This is a genomic window from Paenibacillus rhizoryzae, from assembly GCF_059686995.1.
Genome location: NZ_JCAALT010000004.1, coordinates 464,939 through 484,074, shown reverse-complemented (window position 1 = coordinate 484,074; position 19,136 = coordinate 464,939). Strand labels below are relative to the sequence as shown.

Here is a 19,136-nt window from a genome sequence, read left to right as displayed (position 1 = left end):
ATGAAAGGAGGTCGATTTTCATGAAACATCGTCACCCTTTATTAGACCGTTATGTCGAGCTTGATATTTCGGGAAAAACAATTCCTATTCGCGGCAAATTGATTGATATAGGTCAAGATATTCTCGTGCTTCATAACGGTACGCAATTTCTCTATGTTCCTTTAATCCATTTGCAGCAGCTCCGTCTTGCCAAAAGTGAAGCCCAAGAAATAGACGTACCGGAACTGCCTTTCGAACCGCAAAATGATCCTATCTCCTATCGCAAAGTGCTGATGAATGCCAAAGGGATGTTCTCTGAGCTTTATATTACCGGCAATCAATCTATCCATGGCTACCTCACAAGCGTGATGAATGATTTCTTCGTCTTTTATTCACCGGTCTATCATTCTGTCATCATTTCACTGCATCACCTCAAATATTTAATTCCCTACAATCCAAATGTGACACCGTACACGTTGACCCCGGAGCAGTTTCCGCTTAAGCCATCACCGATAACGCTTGCGCGTACTTTTGATCAGCAGCTGAGAAAGCTCATTGGTGAGTTCGTTATTTTGGATCTCGGCGAGAATCCAAACAAGATAGGTGTGCTCAAAGGTCTCGACCAAAATATGATCGAATTATCGACAGCGGGCGGGAATGCCGTATATTTGCACTTCGATCACGTAAAGACAGTCCATCTGCCCTAACACACACTTTCACCGGCTTCTTCCCTCCAAATGAAGAGGCCGGCTACATAGGAAATGATTATTGCGGGAATGGTATTCAAGTACGACATGAAATGGAAAAACAGGAGGGAATACATTGCTTCAACCGATTACTGCCAAAGAAATGGAGTATGTGGTGGATTCATTGTCAAACGAAGATTTGCTCATCAAACAAAATGCAGTCATGGCCGCTTCGGCTACTACGCCGGCGTTAAAGCAAGCAAGTATGCAAATGATTCAAACCCACCAGCAGCATACACAAATGCTGCTTCAAGCGCTCAGCCAGCACCAGACGCTAGCGCCGACACAGCCGCAGAATTAACTTTTATAGGAGGAGCAGCATGTTTCAACAACAAGGACAAGCCCAACCGATCTTATCAGATGAAGACCTGGCTTACACGGTCCTGGCGGACCTCAAACGTGTTATTCGGGAGTATGCAACAGCAGCCACCGAATCAAACTGTCAAGAAATTCGCCAGCTGTTTACCAATTTAATGAACAGTACGCTGCAAATGCAGGGACATCTGTATAAAATAATGGAACAAAACAATATGTATAGCGCCTCATCAAGTGCGCTGCGCCAAGAAATCGACAAGCAGCTCAAGCAAAATCAACAAACCGCACAGAAAACGCAGCAGTTTCTGCAGCAACTGAACCTAGGGTATGGCGGTTACCGCAGCGCGCCTGTTTACGGTCAATATCATCCGCCTCAACCCGCCAATCCAAGTCCAATGCCGGGAAATTCCAATCCGTATTATATGTAATCCTTGTCGCCCTATAGCTGTTAAACCCAAGAGCTGCCGCGAAATGCGACAGCTCTTGCATTATTTTCCGGTTGACTGCTTGAAAAGGTTGTCTAATGCAGGCGGGCTGCTGTGCTTTTCTTCTTTGCAGGATGCTTGGATTCGTTGTAATATAGTCTTTATAGCTATTTCACATCGCAGGCTTGTAAGCTTTGCGGAACGATTTGAAGAATCAGGAGGGTTTGACGATGAATGAACGGAAAATGCAAATACTTGAACTGCTGAAAGAAGATGCAAGACGCAGCGCGGAACTGATCGCGACAATGCTGGACGCGCCAGCGGCGGAGGTGAAGCAGGCGATTGCGGAGATGGAGCAGGATCACGTCATCGTCAAATATGCGACCGTTGTCAATTGGAGCAAGGTTGAAGATGAGAAAGTAACCGCACTTATTGAAGTCCAAATTACGCCAGAGCGCGGCCGCGGCTTTGAAGGCATTGCGGAACGCATTTATTTATATCCGGAAGTGAAATCGGTTTATCTCATGTCCGGCGCCTATGATTTGCTCGTTGAAGTGCAAGGGAAAACGCTCAAAGACGTGGCTTCCTTCGTATCCAATAAGCTGTCACCGATTGATGCCGTACTTTCTACCAAGACCTTTTTTATTCTCAAAAAATATAAGCAGGACGGCATTATATTCGAAGAGCATGAGGACGATCACCGTCTTCTCGTCTCGCCGTAAAGGGTGAATTGCTTATGATAAAAGATGAAGAGAAGCAAAGCGGTACGCTGACGCGCCGCACGTCGATGGCTGATTATTTGTCTCCGCAAGTTAGAGGAATTAAACCTTCGGGTATCCGTCGGTTTTTCGACTTAGCAAGCGGTCGTAAAGATATTATTACGCTTGGTGTCGGCGAGCCCGATTTTGTAACGCCATGGCATGTGCGCGAAGCTTGCGTTTATGCGCTTGAAATGGGCAAGACACAATATACCTCGAATGCGGGGACACCGGAGCTCCGTGAAGAGATCGGAATCTACATGGACCGTGAGTTCGATGTCGCTTATAATCCTGCGAATGAGATTCTCGTAACCGTCGGTGGAAGTGAAGCGATCGATTTGGCGCTCCGCGCTTTGATCTCGCCGGGCGATGAAATCTTGGTTCCTGAACCTTGTTACATTTCCTACTCTCCAATAACTGCACTTAGCGGCGGTGTTCCGGTCGGGGTCGAAACCTTCGCGAAGGATCAGTTCAAGCTAACGGCTGAATCGCTCAAAGCAGCGATTACGCCTCGCTCGAAAGTACTCATCCTGTGTTATCCGAGCAATCCGACAGGCGGTATTATGACGTATGAGGATTGGCTGCCGATTGCTAAAGTCGTAGAGGAAAATGACCTTATCGTTATTTCCGACGAGATCTATGCTGAGCTTACGTATGGCTCCAAACATGTCAGCTTCCCTTCGATGCCTGGCATGAAGGATCGTACGATTCTGGTCAGCGGTTTCTCGAAGTCGTTTGCGATGACGGGCTGGCGGATCGGTTATGCTTGCGGTCACAGCGATCTCATCTCGGCTATGCTGAAGATTCATCAATACACGGTTATGTGCGCATCCAACATGTCGCAGGTAGCAGCGCTTGAGGCGCTTCGCAACGGCATGGATGAAAAGAACCGCATGGTGGAATCTTACAACCAACGTCGCCGACTTGTTGTGCAAGGGTTCCGAGATATCGGATTACAATGCCATGAGCCGCAAGGCGCATTCTATGCATTCCCATCTATAGCGGGGCTCGGCCTGACTTCGGAGGAATTTGCTACGGGATTGCTTAACGATCAGAAGGTTGCAGCGGTGCCGGGTGATGTATTCGGACTTGGCGGTGAAGGTCATCTGCGCTGCTCGTATGCGACTTCCGTGAACCAAATAACGGAAGCGATAGAGCGGATTGGCAATTATGTGAGGAAACTTAAGGGAAATTAAAATAGGGATACTCATTTTTGTCAGACTTTGTTATAATTTAATAAAACTTTATAAACGCAATGCACAAGCGTCGTTAGGTTTTGTTGAGTGATGACAGGAGGGATGGCCATGACTTGTGCGAAAACGGGTCTTAAGCTTGTGTCCTCATCATCTATACGCCGATTGGAAGACGAAATATATGCGCTGCGCATGAAGATGGAACAATCTTACGTAGAAGAAGCGACATTCGGCTCCGAGAAAGTGATTGACTTAAGCCGCCGTCTGGATAAGAAAATAAATGAATATATGCAATTTAGAAGAAGCTGGGCGCAGCAGTCTTAATGACAAGTGCCTTTCATTCTTCGCCTGAGAGGGGTCCTTAACAGGACTTCTTTTCTTTTTTGCAACTTGAAGAGGAGTTAAGAATTACCATGAAATCACCTGCTAATTTACGAATATTCAATTTTTTGTATTTTGCCTTGCTTGCGATGTTTATTTCGTTTCTGCCGGTTTATCTGGATGCGCAAGGGCTTCCTGCGACGAAGATTGGCTTTATTATTGGGACAGGCGGCTTTGTTTCGCTCTTCGCTTCACCGCTATGGGGAATGATCAGCGATCGGACCAAAACCATACGCAAAGTGCTCCTGTTACTCATCTTCTGTTCCACCATAATCGGTTACATGCTCTATGCCTCAGGCAGCTTTATTCTACTCGTCGTCTTTACGATGCTGCTCTACTTCTTCTTACTTTCGATGGATCCATTAACGGAAAGCTTGAATTTCCAAACGGCTGAAGCCAGAGGCGTTAGCTATGGTTCTATCCGAACATTCGGCGCATTGGGTTATGCCGTGATGTCGCTGGCTGTTGGTTATGTGATGAAGTATTTCGGCGTTGATGGCATGGCGCCGCTCTTCGCTGTCATCGGCGTGATCAGCTTTATCGTATGCTTCACTTTAGCGGATGCACCTGCTGCCAGCAGACCGGTCAAGCTGAAGAAGCTTGGACAATTTCTAACGCATCGCGAAACGCTGATGTTCCTCATTCTGATCTTCATTGCGGCAGTTCCATCTCGGATTAATGATACGTATCTAGGTGTCTACTTGCGCGAGCTTGGCGGTGGTCCGGAGCTGATCGGACAAGCTTGGTTCCTGGCTGCCGGGACCGAAATTCTCGTATTTGCGCTCAGCTTCTGGTGGATGCGCAAGGGCAGGGAGCTGGCACTGATCGCATTCGCCAGCCTATTCTACTTTGTGCGTTTCTTCCTCTCCGCTTGGATAACAGATCCGCATTTATTGGCTTACTTGCAAGTGCTGCAGATCTTTACGTTCCCGATTTTCTATACAGCGGCCATACAATATCTGTACCGCATCGTGCCGGAGGAGTGGCGCGCTACAGGCCAAACCGTACTGGCGCTGCTGTTCTTCGGCGTATCCGGTATCGTCGCTTCTTACGCAGGCGGCTGGTTATATGAGTCGGTCACCGGTCATGTCTATTATTTGATCATTGCAGGGCTGTCATTCTGCGCGTTGCTGTTCAGTCTATTACTGCTTTCCATATATGGGAAGAAGGGACAAGGCATCAAGCAGGGAATCCCCGCCAGTTCCGCGGAATGATGTCTGCTGTGCCGGCATATGTGCTATAGTGGAGCTAAATGCGCTGAACGGAAGAGCCTTTTACCGAGCACAGTAGCGGAGCGGGCGGAATCGTTGTGAAGAAGCGTCAGCGTTCGCTTTTGTCTGCCGGATTTCTACCTATAAATCATTTATACAATCAAAGAAATCCGGAGGACAACGGCGATCGTAACAATGATCCGCACGCGCAGCGTTATCTGTAGCCAGTTGTTGTTTAATAATCAGGATGGTGGTGAGCACCTTGAAACTATATACACGTACCGGAGATAGTGGAGATACATCGGTCAAAGGCGGCCGAGTTCGCAAGGATGACAGCCGAGTGGAAGCTTATGGCACGGTCGATGAACTGAATAGCTTTGTCGGTCAGGCGGCAGCGATTGCCGTTCGTGATGGGTTGAACGAGCTTGCCGCGGAGCTGACTGAAATTCAGCAGGAGCTGTTTGACTGCGGCTCGGACCTAGCCTTCGCAGACCCGAGCGGACGCGATTTGAAGCTGACCGATGCGTCAGCAACTCGGTTGGAAAGCTGGATCGATGCGCATACGGCGGCGTCGCCGGAGATTAAGCGATTTATTTTGCCTGGGGGCAGTGAAGTGTCTGCTCTGCTTCATGTATGCAGAACGGTATGCCGAAGAGCTGAGCGGCGCATCGTGACATTGGCTGCAGAAGTGCCGGTGCACCCGCCGGTAAGTACGTATATGAACCGGTTGTCCGACTATTTCTTCGCGGCTGCGCGTTTCGCGAATGTGAAGCTTGGTGTACCGGATACCGAATATATTAGGAGCGCGGACGTGTTTCGCACCAAGAGCAATGACTAATTCCGTCTATTATGAACCACTCACCCTAGTTATAGAAGAAGAGGACAATGGAAAGATCGTTCGCAAGGTGCTGGAGCGCCGACTTGGCGTTTCGCGAAAACTCCTTTCACGCCTGAAGCAGACCGAGCATGGAATCATGATTAACGGAGAACGTGTCTATACAAATGACCGCGTTACTAGCGGTGACTTGCTGGAGCTTCGCATGGAGCAGGAAGAGTCGAATGATATTTTGCCGCAGCCGATGGAACTCGATATTGTCTTTGAGGATCGGGACTTGTTGATCGTGAATAAGCCGCCCGGCATTGTGGTGCACCCCACGCAGGGGCACTACACCGGAACGCTGGCCAATGGGGTCGTTTATCATTGGAAGCAGCAAGGGGAGCGCGTACGGTTTCGCCCGATTCATCGCTTGGATGAGGAAACATCAGGTCTTGTCGCGATCGCGAAGACGCCTTACATTCACCAGCAGCTCTCTGATCAGCTTCAGGCCGGCGAAGTGGATAAACGGTACCGAACTTATGTGTACGGCAGTCCGGCCGAGACTGCGGGAACGGTTAATGAACCGATTGACCGGGATACGGTCAATCCTCATTTGCGCGTCGTAACGCCTGATGGCTATGACTCGATCACGCATTACGAAGTAGAGTCGGTTTACGGCAATGGTGCTGCGACGAAGTTGAATATTAAGCTGGAAACAGGCCGCACGCACCAAATTCGGGTGCATATGAAGCATCTTGGCTGTCCGCTGCTTGGGGACAAGCTGTACGGATTTGCAGGTGAAGGCAAAGAAGCTGACGCGCCGGAGGTGTCGGCTTCGCTGGAAGCATTGCTGCAGCGGCAAGCGCTGCATGCCGCGATTCTGTCGTTTACGCATCCGATTACGAAGGAGCGCATGACATTCGAAGCGGCACTGCCTGAAGATTTGCAGCATCTGGAGGCAGAGCTTCGGAAGCTGTAAAACTACGATAACAACCATGAACTGGAGATAGAGATACGCCATGAAGAAGCTCACAATCTATGAATATCCGAAATGCGGCACCTGCCGCAGCGCGATCAAGACGCTCAAAGGAATGGGCTATGAACTCGAGTCGCACAATGTCTTTGAAACAGCGCCTTCCGTAGAAACGCTGCAAACGATTATTGCCAATAGCGGCTTGGAAGTGAAGAAGTTTTTCAATACCTCGGGCGAAGTCTACAAGGAACTTGGACTGAAGGATAAGCTGCCCGGAATGACGGAGCAGGAGAAGATTGAGCTGCTCGCCTCAAACGGCAGATTGATCAAGCGTCCTGTCGTTACAAACGGCAGTACGGTTACGGTAGGGTTCAAGGATGAGGAATACGATCGGGTTTGGGGCAACTAGCGCAGAGAGCTAAGGAGGTACTCGTCAGGTGACAACTACGAAAGAATGGCGTGCGGATCGATTGTCCGAGCTTGGCTCGTCTATATTTGCCGAGGTAGCAGAGTGGAAGCGGGAGGCCGTGCGCCTTGGGAGGAACGTCATTGATCTGAGCATCGGCAGCCCGGATTTGCCGCCTTCGCTGCCGATCCGGCAAGCGTTAAGCGAGGCCGTGCTGCGAGAGGATGTCTATGGCTATCCGGGCTCCAAGGGGAGCGTGAAGTTTCTTCGTCAGGCGGCCGATTGGCTGGCATATCGATTCGGCATCGAAGTCGATCCGGAGCATGAGCTGCTCTCGTTGATGGGGTCGCAGGATGGACTTGGACATTTGGCGCTATCGCTGTGCAATCCGGGCGACATCGCACTAGTTCCTGATCCGGGTTATCCGGTCTACATGGCTGGTCTGGCAGTTGCAGGCGTGGAGCCTTATCGGATGCCGCTGCTTGCAGAGAATCAGTTCTTGCCTGACTTTGACGCGATTCCTGAAGAAGTATGGAAGAGAGCCAAGTTTATGCTGCTCAACTATCCGAGTAATCCTGTTTCGGCGGTTGCGGATATCCCATTCTTCGAGCGGGCTGTTTCCTATGCCAAACGTCATGGTGTATTAATCGTGCATGATTTGGCTTATTCGGAGATGGCTTTCGACGGGTATAAACCTCCTAGCATCTTGCAAGTGTCAGAAGCAAGTGAAGTAGCGGTAGAGTTTCATTCGTTATCTAAAAGTTTCAATATGGCGGGCTGCAGAATCGGTTTCCTGGCAGGCAATCCGAAGGCGATAGCAGCGCTGCGCGAGCTGAAAGCGAATATCGATTACGGCGTATTTCTGCCTGTTCAAGAAGCGGGCATTGTTGCTTTGCAGCAGGATATGCTGGGGGATCAACCTTCGGTAGGAGCGCTCTATGAGACGAGGCGTGACCGATTTATTGAGGCACTTCGTGAGCAAGGTTGGGAGATTCCATCACCCAAAGCTACGATGTTTATTTGGGCGAAGCTGCCTCCTATGAAATGGGAATTGTCGGAGCCTTGGACATCGCGTCGCATTTCCCGGGAAATGCTCGAACGCACCGGAGTGGCTGTTATTCCGGGAGATGCCTTCGGCGAACAAGGGGAAGGTTATGTCCGAATCGCTTTAGTAGAGAAGGAAGAGCGGCTTATCGAGGCTGCCGAGCGTATCGGGAGATTTATCAGAGGCGAGTCGGTGACCGACAGTTAAGATGTTATAAGGGAGAGATATGGGGATGCAAGAAACGAACAACCGAAGAGTGCTGCTCGTCGATGGAATGGCTATTTTGTTTAGAGCGTTCTATGCCACTTCTTATACAGGCTATATTCGTAAAACAAGCGCCGGTTTGCCGACGAATGCGGTATATGGCTTTATCCAATATTTTTTTGATGCGATCAATACATTTAAACCGACTCATGTTATTTGTTGTTGGGATATGGGCAGCAAGACGTTTCGTACCGAGCAGTTCGCCGATTACAAGGGAAATCGGGGCGAGGCACCGCTTGAGCTTATTCCCCAATTCGATTTGGTAAAAGATGTCGTTGAGCAAATGGGCATTCAGAACGTTGGCGTCGTCGGCTTCGAAGCGGATGATTGCATTGGCACGCTAGCGATACAGCTCAGCGGAGAAGCAGAGGTTTACGTCCTGACAGGCGACCACGATATGCTGCAGCTGGTAAGTGAAACGGTGAAAGTGGTCATCATGAAGAAAGGCAAGCTGAATTATGCTGTCTATGATTTGGCATTGCTTCTGGAAGAGAAGCAATTATCGCCTAGCCAGGTTATTGACCTGAAAGGCTTCATGGGCGACACAAGCGATAATTACCCTGGGGTTAAAGGCATTGGCGAGAAAACTGCACTCAAGCTGATTCTCGAATATCAATCCATCGAAGGCGTTCTGCTTAACCTTGATAAGCTGCCTAAGGGCGTGCGCACGAAGATCGAAGCGGATCTCGATATGCTTCATTTGTCACGTGATTTGGCGACTATTCGCTTGAATGCGCCAGTACGCTGCGACCTGTCGGCTTGCACTTGGCAGATCCAATTGGAAGCTGCAACACGTAAATTTGAAGAGCTCGAGTTTGGTGGTCTGGTTAAAATATTAGAGGGTCATCCGACCTTCAATTTGGATTTATTTTCGGTATAGCCATGACTATGGAAGCCGCGGAGAGTCAGCAATTTTGACGCTCTGCGGCTTTTTTGCGTGCGATCAGAGCATAAATGCCTGCTTGACAGACAAAAATCTCCCATGCTAGTCTGTAACCGCTGCCAACATGGAGTCAGCCAGGTATTCGGCGGTGGGCGGGGGAACAACGAGGTTGAATCCATTTCTTAGCTTTACGTAGGATCATGGAGGTCGAAAGGATGAGTGAGACATGCTGCAGCAATCGGTAAGATTGACGGAAAACTGGAAGCTGTTATTTGATTTTGACCATCGCTATGAAAGTCCCGCGGAGGCGCTGGCCGCAGGCGAATGGCAGGAAGCGCAAGTGCCCGGCTGCTGGGACGTGCTGACGGATAACAAGCTGTCCGACGGAGCCGTATGGTTTAGGCTGTCGTTTGATGCCCCTTCCGGCTGGAGTGGCCAAAGAACGGCTTTTGACTTTGAAGGGGTCAACTACTTCTGTGAGTTATGGCTGAACGGGCAGCGGATCGGCGAGCATGAGGGAGGTTGGAGCGGCTTTCGTATCGAGCCGGGTGAAGCTTTGATCGCGGGCGGAACGAATGAGTTGGTTCTTCGCGTGTACAAGCAAGGCGACAAGTATCCGCTGCGACAATGTCTGGCAGGGTTTCTACCGGACGTAGGCGTCATCTTCGGCGGGATATGGAAGCCGGTTCAGCTTGGCGTGATACCGGTAGGCGAGCTTGCGGATGTATTCGTGCAAACATTGCCGGGTACGGAAGCTGTGACCGTCAACTATCGCTTAGAAGGCGATTCCACCGAGGGGACATGGACGATTCATGCTGTTCTTCAAGCGCCGGATGGATCGATCTCCACCGAAATTACCCATCCGATATCAGTCGTCACCGCGGATAACAACGGCGTCATGGAGATTCCGGCCGGAGCAAACATCAAGTTATGGTCCCCGGAGAATCCGCAGTTGTATAAGCTGACATTGACGCTCGAACGGAACGGGCAAGCGGTAGATGGTTATGAGCATCGTTTCGGGATGAAGTACTGGTCCATCGCAGGTGAGCAGCTGCTGTTAAACGGGCAGCGCATTCATCTGAGAGGTATTTTGCACTGGGGCTGGTATGGAGATCTAGTCGCGCCGATTCCGGATCGTGAAGCCATCCGATCTGAATTGCTCCGTCTTAAGGACGGCGGCTTTAACATGGTGAAGCATTGCTTATACGTACCGGTTCGCGATTATTTCGAGTTAGCCGATGAGCTTGGCTTCGTCATCTGGCAGGAGCTGCCGATGTGGCTGCCGGAGGTAAACGAAGAGTTTAAAGCGCGCGCGTTCTCGCAGTATGAGGCGATCATTAAGGAGATTCGCAGCTTCACGTCGATTGGGGTATGGACACTTGGCTGTGAGCTGAACCATGAGGCAGACGCTGACTTTCTGAAAGACTTGTACGAGCAGGCGAAACGGTTGACCAATGGCGCAATCATACGCGACAACAGCGGCTCAGGCGAATGTTACGGAGGCTTGCTGAAGGAATATGCCGACTTCTACGATTACCATTTCTACACGGACGTTCATTTCTACCCGGATCTGCTGAGCCGGTTCGCTTCGCCTTGGCGGGAGAAGAAGCCATGGGTATTCGGAGAATTCTGCGACTACGATGAATTTAGGCCGCTTGGACAGGTGATAGAGCGAAAAGGAGAAAGGCCTTGGTGGTTGAAATCAGATCCCACGGTCAACCCGGTAGCACGAGATGCACGCTGGCAATATCACCGCCAGGATGAGAAATTAGCGTTGCTTCCACTGCCGTTTACGGAAGAGGAGCTAACTGCAAACGCGCGCGAAAGCGCGTATGTCTACCGCAAGGCAGTGCTGGAGCAAGTTCGAGCTTACCCGCACATCAATGGCTATACGTTGACGTCGATTCAGGATTCCGGCCTTGCATCAAGCGCCGTATTTGATGATTTCGGCGAGTGGAAGCAGCCGTCGGAGCGATTCAGGCAAATTAATGGCGCGACTATGATCACGGTAACATGGGATGCGCGCAGAAATTGGACCAATGGCGGCGACCGTTTGACGACATGGGACCCGAACAATTACGTCTCCGGTGAGCCGATCAGACCTCATCTGGCGGTATCGCATTATGGAGCGGAATCGATTCAGGCGGCTACGCTTCGCTGGACATGGACGATTGACGGACATGCCGCAAACGAAGGGACTCGCGAGGCCGAAGTGCTTCAAGTAGGGGACTTCAAGGAAATGGCTGTGGCGGAATGGACGCTTCCCGAAACGCAAACACCGCTTCAAGTGGTGCTGCAAGCGGAGCTGGAGTCGGAAGGGCGGATTGTCGCGACCAACTCGTGGCCGATCTGGGTGCTGCCGAAGGCAGAACGCTCGGAGTCTCAGCTGGCCGCAATTGCAGTCGATGATGCAAACGGATTGTTCCGGGAATGGGCAAGTCTGCATCCCGGTATTCGTGCCTGGTCGGAAAACGGAGAGAACACTAATGACAACGTCCAAGTGCTGCTTACGACAAGGTGGACAGCGAAAATGGACCGCTTCGTTGCGGCAGGAGGCAAGGCGCTGTACATAGAGCGAGGATATGGTCCGCTTGCTGTTAAGCATGCTCCATTCTGGCGGGAATCGCTGCAGCTATTCCACCCGCATGCCATTATGAATGGTTTTCCGCATCAGAATCATACTTCGATGCTGTTGTTTGGACTGGCGACCGATCTGGTATTCGATCGTTTGAAGCTTGGCGAACATAGGCCAATTATGGACCGCTTGGATGCCAGGATATTTGAGCTTGACCGTTACATGATCGAGGAGCGTATTGGAGAAGGCATTCGAATTGCGACCACGCTGCGTCTGGAAGGCGGTTTAGGCAGCCAGCCTAATGGTCTTGCACGTAATCCGGCGGGTCTCTACTTGCTTGATTGCATCTTGAATGACCTGCTTCCGATGAACTAATTTCCGAAATAGGAGGGCGTGCAGCATGGAAGGACATGGACGATTTACAGCAATCGGCCGCAGATACGGCATCGGTATTATCGGTCTCGGCGAAGGCAAAGGACTCGTAAAAGGATTGGCCGGTCATCCTGAATTGAAAGTAGTCGCCGTATGTGATTCGAACGAACAGCTCGCAGAATCGATTGCACGGCAATATGCCGTTCCTTCCTTTTACAGCTCGCTTGAGGCTATGTTGGCTCGAGAGGATATTGATTTCGTGGCGATTTATACGCCGGATCAAATGCACTTCACCCATATCCGCCAATCGTTTGAAGCGGGCAAGCATGTGCTTTGCACGAAGCCGCTCGTCAATACGCTCGATGAAGCGCGAGAAGTGCTTGCTTATGTGCGGTCAAATCCCGAGCGTCAGCTCATGGTGGGACAAAGCTCGCGTTTCTTCGGGTCTATGCAGCATCAGCGCGAGGCTTATGAAGCGGGCAAATTAGGTACGCTCAGTTTTGCGGAAACACAATATGTACACGACATGCGGTGGTTTTACAATGAACGGGCATGGGCACGAGAAGGCGGCTTTGATCTTCTGTTTGCATGCTGCTCACACCCGGTAGATCTCATTCGCTGGTATATGGGAGACGTGGATGAGGTTTCGGCCTACAGCAGCCAATCCGATATTGCGGTAGCGAACGGGTTCGATGGTCATGACACGTTCGTCATCAATTTGAAATTCAAAAGCGGAAAAATTGGCCGCGTGCTGGGCCTTTACGGTTTGGAGCATTTGCACCAGACGCGTCCTTGGATCGAGGTCGCCTTGTACGGAACGAAGGGTACCTTTATCGGCAAATACCCTCAGCTGGAAGCGCAGATCAAGTATGAAGGCGAGAAGGAACGGACAGAGCACTACTTTGAGGATATTTATCACTATTTTCAGTTTGAAGGCGTCAATCATCATGCCGGCGAGTTTGTCAATTATACGGAGCATTTTGCAAGGTGCTTGAACCGGGGAACGCGTGCCATGCCGGATGCCGAGGACGGTTTCAAAACGATCGCTACGCTGGAAGCCATTCGTCAATCCATCCGAACAGGCAGTCCCGTTCGAGTAGAAGAGGAATAATCTTGATCTTCAATTTATTTTGCAATCGATTGCAAAAAAACCGTTGCAGGAATGAATGCAATCGATTACAATAACTTCAAGAATAGGAAGTGTAACGGTTTGCAGGTGAACTTGCGAGCTTTTGCAATCGATTGCAAAGAATTGGGAAAATGAAATCGAGAGAGGGGTGAAGCCGGTGGTAAGCATATACGATATTGCCAAAGCGGCAGGGATGTCCGCGGCTACGGTCTCGCGGGCACTTGCCGACAATGACAAGATAAGCCGCAGCTCCCGCGATCGCATTCAGCGGATTGCCGAGGAGATGGGCTATCGTCCGAATTTGCTGGCACGTAATTTCAGACAGAAGTCCTCCTCGATGATCGGGTTGATTACGGATGACGTATCCGACGAATTGAGCGGCATGATTGCGAAGGGCGTTGAACAGGCGCTGCGCGAGAGCGGATTTAGCATGCTGGTCTGGAACGTGCATCATGATCCGGAGAATGAACAATCCGCCATTGATTATTTTGCGGATATGCAGATGGATGGCGTTATTCTGGCGGATTCCACGCTGGATGCACTTGCCGAAGTCCCCACAACGAAGCTGCCCTTCGTGCTTATTAACCGATACAGCAGTGCCGAGGAGCCGGTCAGCATCGTTTGCACAGATGATTTTGCCGGTGGACATGATGCGACCGACTACTTAATCAACTTGAATCATCGCAAGATCGCTTATATTAACGGCCCTGAGGATTGGTATTCCAGTATCCGCCGCTTGAATGGCTATGCGGAAGCGCTGAAGCAGAATCAGATCCCGTTTCGCTCCGAGTACATAAAGCACGGCGATTGGTTCGAGGACAGCGGGTATCGACTTGCGCTTGAGCTGTTCCGATCCGAAGATCCGCCAACGGCCGTATTTGCCGCAAACGACATGATGGCGATCGGCATCATCGATGCCGCGAGGGAATGCGGTCTTCGCGTTCCGGAAGATGTTTCGGTTATGGGCTACGATGATCGGACGATTGCAAGATATGCGAGGCCAAGACTGACTACCATTTCGCTGCCGATGTTCGAAGTGGGGTTCATTGCAGGCAAGGTGCTTTGCCAGATGATCACGACAGGACATATGCCGGATGGGAAAACGGCGAAACAGCTTGTAAGAGGAAACGTCATCGAGCGAGAAACGACGGCGCCTCTTAAGGGGTAGCGGGAGATGTCCGTTCGATGCGATGCAATAGCGTTTATTTCACTCCAGAAACGGGGGCGTAAATTACAAGATGGCGAAAGTAATTCAGCCATATGCTGGCATGATCATTACCGAAGATGTTGTTTTCGAGCCGGGGGAATATAGCTTTCCTACCAGCAAAGGCTTGATTATCGCCGCAAACGGCATCACGGTTGACGGCAACGGAGCAATCATTCGCGGACGCGGAAAGATCGGCAACATCCATTCCTACGATGGTACGGGGCTTTACTCCAATGGGTATGACGGGGTAACGGTCAAAGGCTTGGCACTCCATGGATTCAAGACCGGTATGAAGGTGACGAACGGCTCCGGCTGGGTTATCGAGAACAATGACTTCTCCGATAATTACACGGATCCCGACTATGGCTGGGGCGATGGAGAATCTGTCGGTGCCTTGATGCTGGAGCGTGTCTCAGACAGCCGAATTGCCGGAAATACAGGCAACCGCGTGTGGAACGGTTTGGATTTGAAGTATGCCGATCGCAATCGGATTACAGGCAACAATTTCTCGCATTGCACGAACGTTTGCCTGAAGCTGTGGGGCTCGTCCGGCAATGAAATTGACGGCAATGCGATGAGCTACGGTATTCGTATCGCCCCCGGTGAAGTACATGCACGAGACTCCACCTCGGTACTGATTGAAAGCGGCTCCAATGATAATCGAATTATGAACAATGACTTTACTTATGGCGGCGACGGTGTATTCATCCGTTCCTTGAACGGCTTTGTCAGCACCGGCAACTATTTTGAAGGCAATGACGCTTCCTATGCCCACAACAACGCTTGGGAAGTTTGGGATCCGGGCAACACTTTTGTCCGTAATTTAGGCAATCACTCCAGCTACGGTTTCTGGCTTGGCGGCTCCTGCCGTGCGGTACTAATCGAGAATGAGGCAGCTTATAACGGTCTGCGAATCGCAAATGCGCCTGAGAAATTCGGTAATGCAGGTATTGCAGTCGTGAATGGCTACAGCAGTCATTTCACGATGCGGCGCAATCGCATTCACCACAATAAAAGCGTCGGCCTTGCTATCGGATATAAAGAAGGCTATGAGGCCTGTCACTGGATTATCGAACAAAATGAAATTACCGACAACGACACCTACGGCATCTATATGAAGCATGCGAAGCAGCTGTATATTGCCGGAAACCGTATCACCGGAAATGGCAGCGGAGATATTTATCAAGACATCAACGTGTCGGATGTAATCGTAGCTGAAGCAAACGGCGAGCCTCCAATTGCCAAGGCAGCTCTTCTAACGGATCGGCCGCGCGCACGTTATGCCGTCCAATTCGATGCTTCCGCAAGCCGGGATGCTTCCGGCGACAGCCAATTGACCTATCGCTGGGATATGGGAGACGGCACGATTAGAGAAACAGCGAAGGTGGAGCACATCTATGAGCAGGCGGGCTTCTACCGTGTAGGCTTGACCGTCATCGGAGCAAACGGTACTGCGGATCTGGCCTGGATCGACCTGAATGTGCTGCATGGGACAGAACAAATCAAGCATCGGGTAGATGTGAACCAAGCGTCGCTGGCCTTAGCGGTTCCGAATCATTCGGCCGTTATCACGGTGAACGGCGATCAGGCCCTCGCCAGAGAGGGACAAGCTTTGCAGCTGCAAGCAGCATCGTCGCTTGTGAAGCTCCGTCTTCCGATTCCGGCCGAGACGGCCGCGCAAGCGCTGACGAAACCCGGCAGCGAGCTTAGCTTCTGGATCAAGTTCTCGCATGAAACCTGGGGCGGCTTCCCGTCATCCGCATTTACCGTAAGGCTGAAGCAGGATGACAGCCGTTATGTACAATGGGCGTCCGCTCGTCCGCTCTTTGAATGGACGCAGATTGCATCCGAAGCCAGATGCGGCTGGTCCAATATCCGGATCCCGTTGAACGGAGAGCAAACCGGATGGGTACAAAGCGAAACCGGACATCCCGACCTGAATGAGTACTGCCAACTTGAGCTACAGATCGCATCTTGCGGAGGGAACTTTACGGTTCTGTTCGACGAGATCGTGTTTGTATAAAACAGAATTTCATTATACAAGGGGAGTGAAAGTAGATGGAGAAGTGGAAAGGTTATATGTTGGCATCGGTAGTAGGGGCTACGACGCTGCTTGCAGGCTGTGGCAGCAACAATGCTGAGAACGCAAATACGTCCAGCACAGATTCGAATGCAGCAACAACGAATGCAAATGCAACGAATTCAGATTCGCAAGAGAAATTCGAGCTGCGTGTTTCATCCGGTGCGGCTGTAGAAGAAGCCAAAGCCGAGCAAGCGGCGATCGATGCGTTTATGAAGCAAAATCCGAATATTACCGTCAAATATGAACCGATTCCAGGCGATGACGCAACGCAGAAGCTGTTGTCTTCCATCGCAGCCGGCAATGCGCCGGACGTATTCCTGATTGACTCTGTATTACTGCCGCAATTTATCGACAATAATGCATTGCTTGACCTGGCTCCATTTACGAAAAACGATACGGCATTCAACAAAGACGTCTGGTTCGAGAACGTGTATAACATCGGCGTCCGCGGCGATAAGCTGTACGAGTTCCCGCGCGGCTTCACGCCAATGGTCGTGTACTACAACAAAGATGTATTTGATAAAGCAGGCGTAGCTTATCCGAAGGATAACTGGACTTGGCAGGACTTCCTTGATACGGCTAAGAAGCTGACTAAGGATGAGGACGGCGATGGCAAAACCGATATTTACGGCATGTCCGCCGATCCTTACTTCTACAAATCCGTTCCATTCGTATGGCAAAATGGCTCTGACGTACTCGATAAAGACGGTACGACAGCTGATGGGTATTTGAACAGCCCGGCTACGGTCGAAGCTTGGCAGATGTACACGGATCTCGTGAAGCAGCAAGTTTCCCCAACGCCTTCGGTGAAGAAAGCATTTGGTGATCTGTGGTTCCAATCCGGCAAAGTTGCGATGCAAGTTTCCGGTCACTGGACGCTTCTCGGTATCAACGATACGGTGGAATCCGGCAAGTTTGATATCAGCAAGCTTGGAGTGGTCGGCTTGCCTCGCAATAAAGAACGGGTATCCGTTATGTATGAAGCAGGCTGGGGCGTAGCTTCTTCTACTAAGCATCAAGAGGCAGCTTATAAGCTTGCGAAGTTCATGTCCGAATCGGTAGAAGGCCAGAAGGGCCGCGTAGAATCGGGGCTGGAATTGTCTGCGGTGAAATCGGTGCAAGAGGAATATGCCAAAGACAAGCCGATTGAGCAAGTATTCGTAAACGAAGTGCAATATGCGCGTCAGCCTTGGGGCTCGATCCATCCGAAATGGGCGGAAATCGAAACCCAAATCGATAAAGCGCTTGAGCAGGTTGTCGTAAACGGCATCTCCGTGAAAGAAGCAATGGATTCCGCTGTACCGAAGATTGATGCCATCATTAAAGACGAATAACTTATAAGCTGCGCAGGTCGGGGGATTGGAGAAATTCCGCTCCCCCGATTTCTGTTATGCGGCTAAGAAGGAGGAAACAGCAGTGGAATCGGCCTCCCAATCGTACGTGCCGTCTGAGAAGCTTGCTAAGCCTAGCTTTTGGAAGAAACTGAGGGGACAGGCAGTAGGCGACGATAAACCGATCGGTTATTTGTTCATCTTGCCTGCTTTTATTCATCTCGCCGTATTTACGTTAATTCCGATTCTCTTTTCTCTCTATCTCAGCTTCCATAAGTGGAGCATTCTGAAGCCGGCGAAGCCTTTCGTCGGGCTGAAAAACTATATCAAGATGTACCATGATACCGACTTCTGGCATGCGATGGTCAACACGTTTTATTTTGTATTCGGGAGCGTCCCTACGGGAATTGCAGTCTCCCTGCTCGTAGCGCTTGTGCTGAATCGCAAAATGAAGGGCGTGTATTGGTTTCGATCGTTCTTCTTCCTGCCGGTTGTGTCCTCGACGGTAGCAATCGCGATGGTATGGCAATGGATATTACAGCCGGAATTCGGGCTGTTAAATTATTTGCTAGGCAAGATAGGCATCGAAGGTCCCAAGTGGCTGATGGATCCCAAATGGGCGATGATCGCGGTCATTATTGTAACCGTCTGGAAAGGGATCGGCTATCAAATGATCATCTTCCTGGCGGGACTGCAGGGCATTCCGGAGCACTTATATGAAGCGGCACGTATCGACGGAGCGAATAAATGGCGCATTTTCTGGTCCATCACGCTTCCGCTGCTCATGCCGACGGTCTTCTTCCTCACGGTAACGACCATTATCGGCTCGTTCCAAGCGTTTACGGTAATCTACATGCTGACAGAAGGCGGGCCGGTCGGCTCGACGGATGTGGTCGTCTATCACATTTATGAGCAGGCTTTCCGGGTGTTCAATATGGGCTATGCTTCCGCGCAATCCTGGCTTCTGTTCTCGATTATTTTCGTTATTACGATTATTCAAGTGAAATTTATGAAGAAATTCAATTATGAGCACTAAGCCGGGA

The 19,136-nt window shown here is 50.6% G+C and carries 18 protein-coding genes; all 18 read left to right on the top strand.

The annotated features are described in order from the left end of the window. The first annotated feature begins 20 nt into the window (after window positions 1-20). Window positions 21-686 (top strand): YwrJ family protein, encoded by a 666-nt coding sequence (locus AC6ESO_RS14670; protein WP_090977246.1) that lies wholly within the window; start codon window positions 21-23, stop codon window positions 684-686. 115 nt (window positions 687-801) lie between these two features. Next, on the top strand, window positions 802-1,026 hold the full coding sequence (locus AC6ESO_RS14665) for a hypothetical protein (protein ID WP_497091983.1): 225 nt from the start codon (window positions 802-804) through the stop codon (window positions 1,024-1,026). Window positions 1,027-1,045: 19 nt separating this feature from the next. Next, entirely contained in the window at window positions 1,046-1,468 is a 423-nt protein-coding gene (locus AC6ESO_RS14660; protein WP_497091982.1) for a spore coat protein, read from the top strand. Between the two features lie 227 nt (window positions 1,469-1,695). Beyond that, window positions 1,696-2,187: an Lrp/AsnC family transcriptional regulator gene (locus AC6ESO_RS14655; RefSeq protein ID WP_090977785.1), complete on the top strand. Its 492-nt coding sequence runs from the start codon at window positions 1,696-1,698 to the stop codon at window positions 2,185-2,187. 14 nt (window positions 2,188-2,201) lie between these two features. After that, the gene (locus tag AC6ESO_RS14650) at window positions 2,202-3,419 is read left to right on the top strand and encodes an aminotransferase class I/II-fold pyridoxal phosphate-dependent enzyme (RefSeq protein ID WP_494821898.1); all 1,218 of its coding nucleotides are present in this window, start codon (window positions 2,202-2,204) and stop codon (window positions 3,417-3,419) included. A gap of 108 nt (window positions 3,420-3,527) precedes the next feature. After that, complete coding sequence (locus tag AC6ESO_RS14645; protein ID WP_475781310.1) at window positions 3,528-3,740, top strand: aspartyl-phosphate phosphatase Spo0E family protein; 213 nt, start codon at window positions 3,528-3,530, stop codon at window positions 3,738-3,740. Between the two features lie 89 nt (window positions 3,741-3,829). Beyond that, a complete protein-coding gene (locus tag AC6ESO_RS14640; protein WP_497091981.1) occupies window positions 3,830-5,011 on the top strand; it encodes an MFS transporter in 1,182 nt (393 codons plus the stop codon). Window positions 5,012-5,270: 259 nt separating this feature from the next. Further along, window positions 5,271-5,846, top strand: a complete 576-nt coding sequence (locus tag AC6ESO_RS14635) for a cob(I)yrinic acid a,c-diamide adenosyltransferase (RefSeq protein WP_494821896.1) — start codon at window positions 5,271-5,273, stop codon at window positions 5,844-5,846. Next, entirely contained in the window at window positions 5,839-6,804 is a 966-nt protein-coding gene (locus AC6ESO_RS14630; protein WP_497091980.1) for an RluA family pseudouridine synthase, read from the top strand. The genes AC6ESO_RS14635 and AC6ESO_RS14630 overlap by 8 nt, the downstream gene beginning before the upstream one ends. Window positions 6,805-6,844: 40 nt before the next feature. After that, entirely contained in the window at window positions 6,845-7,207 is a 363-nt protein-coding gene (locus tag AC6ESO_RS14625; RefSeq protein WP_494821894.1) for a Spx/MgsR family RNA polymerase-binding regulatory protein, read from the top strand. 28 nt (window positions 7,208-7,235) lie between these two features. After that, window positions 7,236-8,456, top strand: a complete 1,221-nt coding sequence (locus AC6ESO_RS14620) for an aminotransferase class I/II-fold pyridoxal phosphate-dependent enzyme (protein ID WP_497091979.1) — start codon at window positions 7,236-7,238, stop codon at window positions 8,454-8,456. A 25-nt stretch (window positions 8,457-8,481) separates the two neighbouring features. Then, window positions 8,482-9,393, top strand: a complete 912-nt coding sequence (locus AC6ESO_RS14615; protein WP_497091978.1) for a 5'-3' exonuclease — start codon at window positions 8,482-8,484, stop codon at window positions 9,391-9,393. 229 nt (window positions 9,394-9,622) lie between these two features. Further along, window positions 9,623-12,346: a glycoside hydrolase family 2 protein gene (locus AC6ESO_RS14610; RefSeq protein WP_497091977.1), complete on the top strand. Its 2,724-nt coding sequence runs from the start codon at window positions 9,623-9,625 to the stop codon at window positions 12,344-12,346. Between the two features lie 25 nt (window positions 12,347-12,371). Further along, window positions 12,372-13,454: a Gfo/Idh/MocA family protein gene (locus AC6ESO_RS14605; protein ID WP_497091976.1), complete on the top strand. Its 1,083-nt coding sequence runs from the start codon at window positions 12,372-12,374 to the stop codon at window positions 13,452-13,454. A 175-nt stretch (window positions 13,455-13,629) separates the two neighbouring features. Further along, entirely contained in the window at window positions 13,630-14,640 is a 1,011-nt protein-coding gene (locus AC6ESO_RS14600) for a substrate-binding domain-containing protein (RefSeq protein WP_494821890.1), read from the top strand. Between the two features lie 70 nt (window positions 14,641-14,710). Beyond that, complete coding sequence (locus AC6ESO_RS14595; protein WP_497091975.1) at window positions 14,711-16,702, top strand: right-handed parallel beta-helix repeat-containing protein; 1,992 nt, start codon at window positions 14,711-14,713, stop codon at window positions 16,700-16,702. A gap of 35 nt (window positions 16,703-16,737) precedes the next feature. After that, window positions 16,738-18,096, top strand: a complete 1,359-nt coding sequence (locus AC6ESO_RS14590) for an ABC transporter substrate-binding protein (protein WP_497091974.1) — start codon at window positions 16,738-16,740, stop codon at window positions 18,094-18,096. An 82-nt stretch (window positions 18,097-18,178) separates the two neighbouring features. Then, a complete protein-coding gene (locus tag AC6ESO_RS14585; RefSeq protein WP_494821887.1) occupies window positions 18,179-19,129 on the top strand; it encodes an ABC transporter permease subunit in 951 nt (316 codons plus the stop codon). Window positions 19,130-19,136 lie beyond the last annotated feature (7 nt).

Coding starts and splice junctions, on each gene's coding strand:
- AC6ESO_RS14670 (WP_090977246.1), top strand. CDS start 21: ATGAAACATCGTCACCCTTTATTAGACCGTTATGTCGAGCTTGATATT.
- AC6ESO_RS14660 (WP_497091982.1), top strand. CDS start 1,046: ATGTTTCAACAACAAGGACAAGCCCAACCGATCTTATCAGATGAAGAC.
- AC6ESO_RS14655 (WP_090977785.1), top strand. CDS start 1,696: ATGAATGAACGGAAAATGCAAATACTTGAACTGCTGAAAGAAGATGCA.
- AC6ESO_RS14650 (WP_494821898.1), top strand. CDS start 2,202: ATGATAAAAGATGAAGAGAAGCAAAGCGGTACGCTGACGCGCCGCACG.
- AC6ESO_RS14645 (WP_475781310.1), top strand. CDS start 3,528: ATGACTTGTGCGAAAACGGGTCTTAAGCTTGTGTCCTCATCATCTATA.
- AC6ESO_RS14640 (WP_497091981.1), top strand. CDS start 3,830: ATGAAATCACCTGCTAATTTACGAATATTCAATTTTTTGTATTTTGCC.
- AC6ESO_RS14630 (WP_497091980.1), top strand. CDS start 5,839: ATGACTAATTCCGTCTATTATGAACCACTCACCCTAGTTATAGAAGAA.
- AC6ESO_RS14625 (WP_494821894.1), top strand. CDS start 6,845: ATGAAGAAGCTCACAATCTATGAATATCCGAAATGCGGCACCTGCCGC.
- AC6ESO_RS14615 (WP_497091978.1), top strand. CDS start 8,482: ATGCAAGAAACGAACAACCGAAGAGTGCTGCTCGTCGATGGAATGGCT.
- AC6ESO_RS14610 (WP_497091977.1), top strand. CDS start 9,623: ATGCTGCAGCAATCGGTAAGATTGACGGAAAACTGGAAGCTGTTATTT.
- AC6ESO_RS14605 (WP_497091976.1), top strand. CDS start 12,372: ATGGAAGGACATGGACGATTTACAGCAATCGGCCGCAGATACGGCATC.
- AC6ESO_RS14595 (WP_497091975.1), top strand. CDS start 14,711: ATGGCGAAAGTAATTCAGCCATATGCTGGCATGATCATTACCGAAGAT.
- AC6ESO_RS14590 (WP_497091974.1), top strand. CDS start 16,738: ATGGAGAAGTGGAAAGGTTATATGTTGGCATCGGTAGTAGGGGCTACG.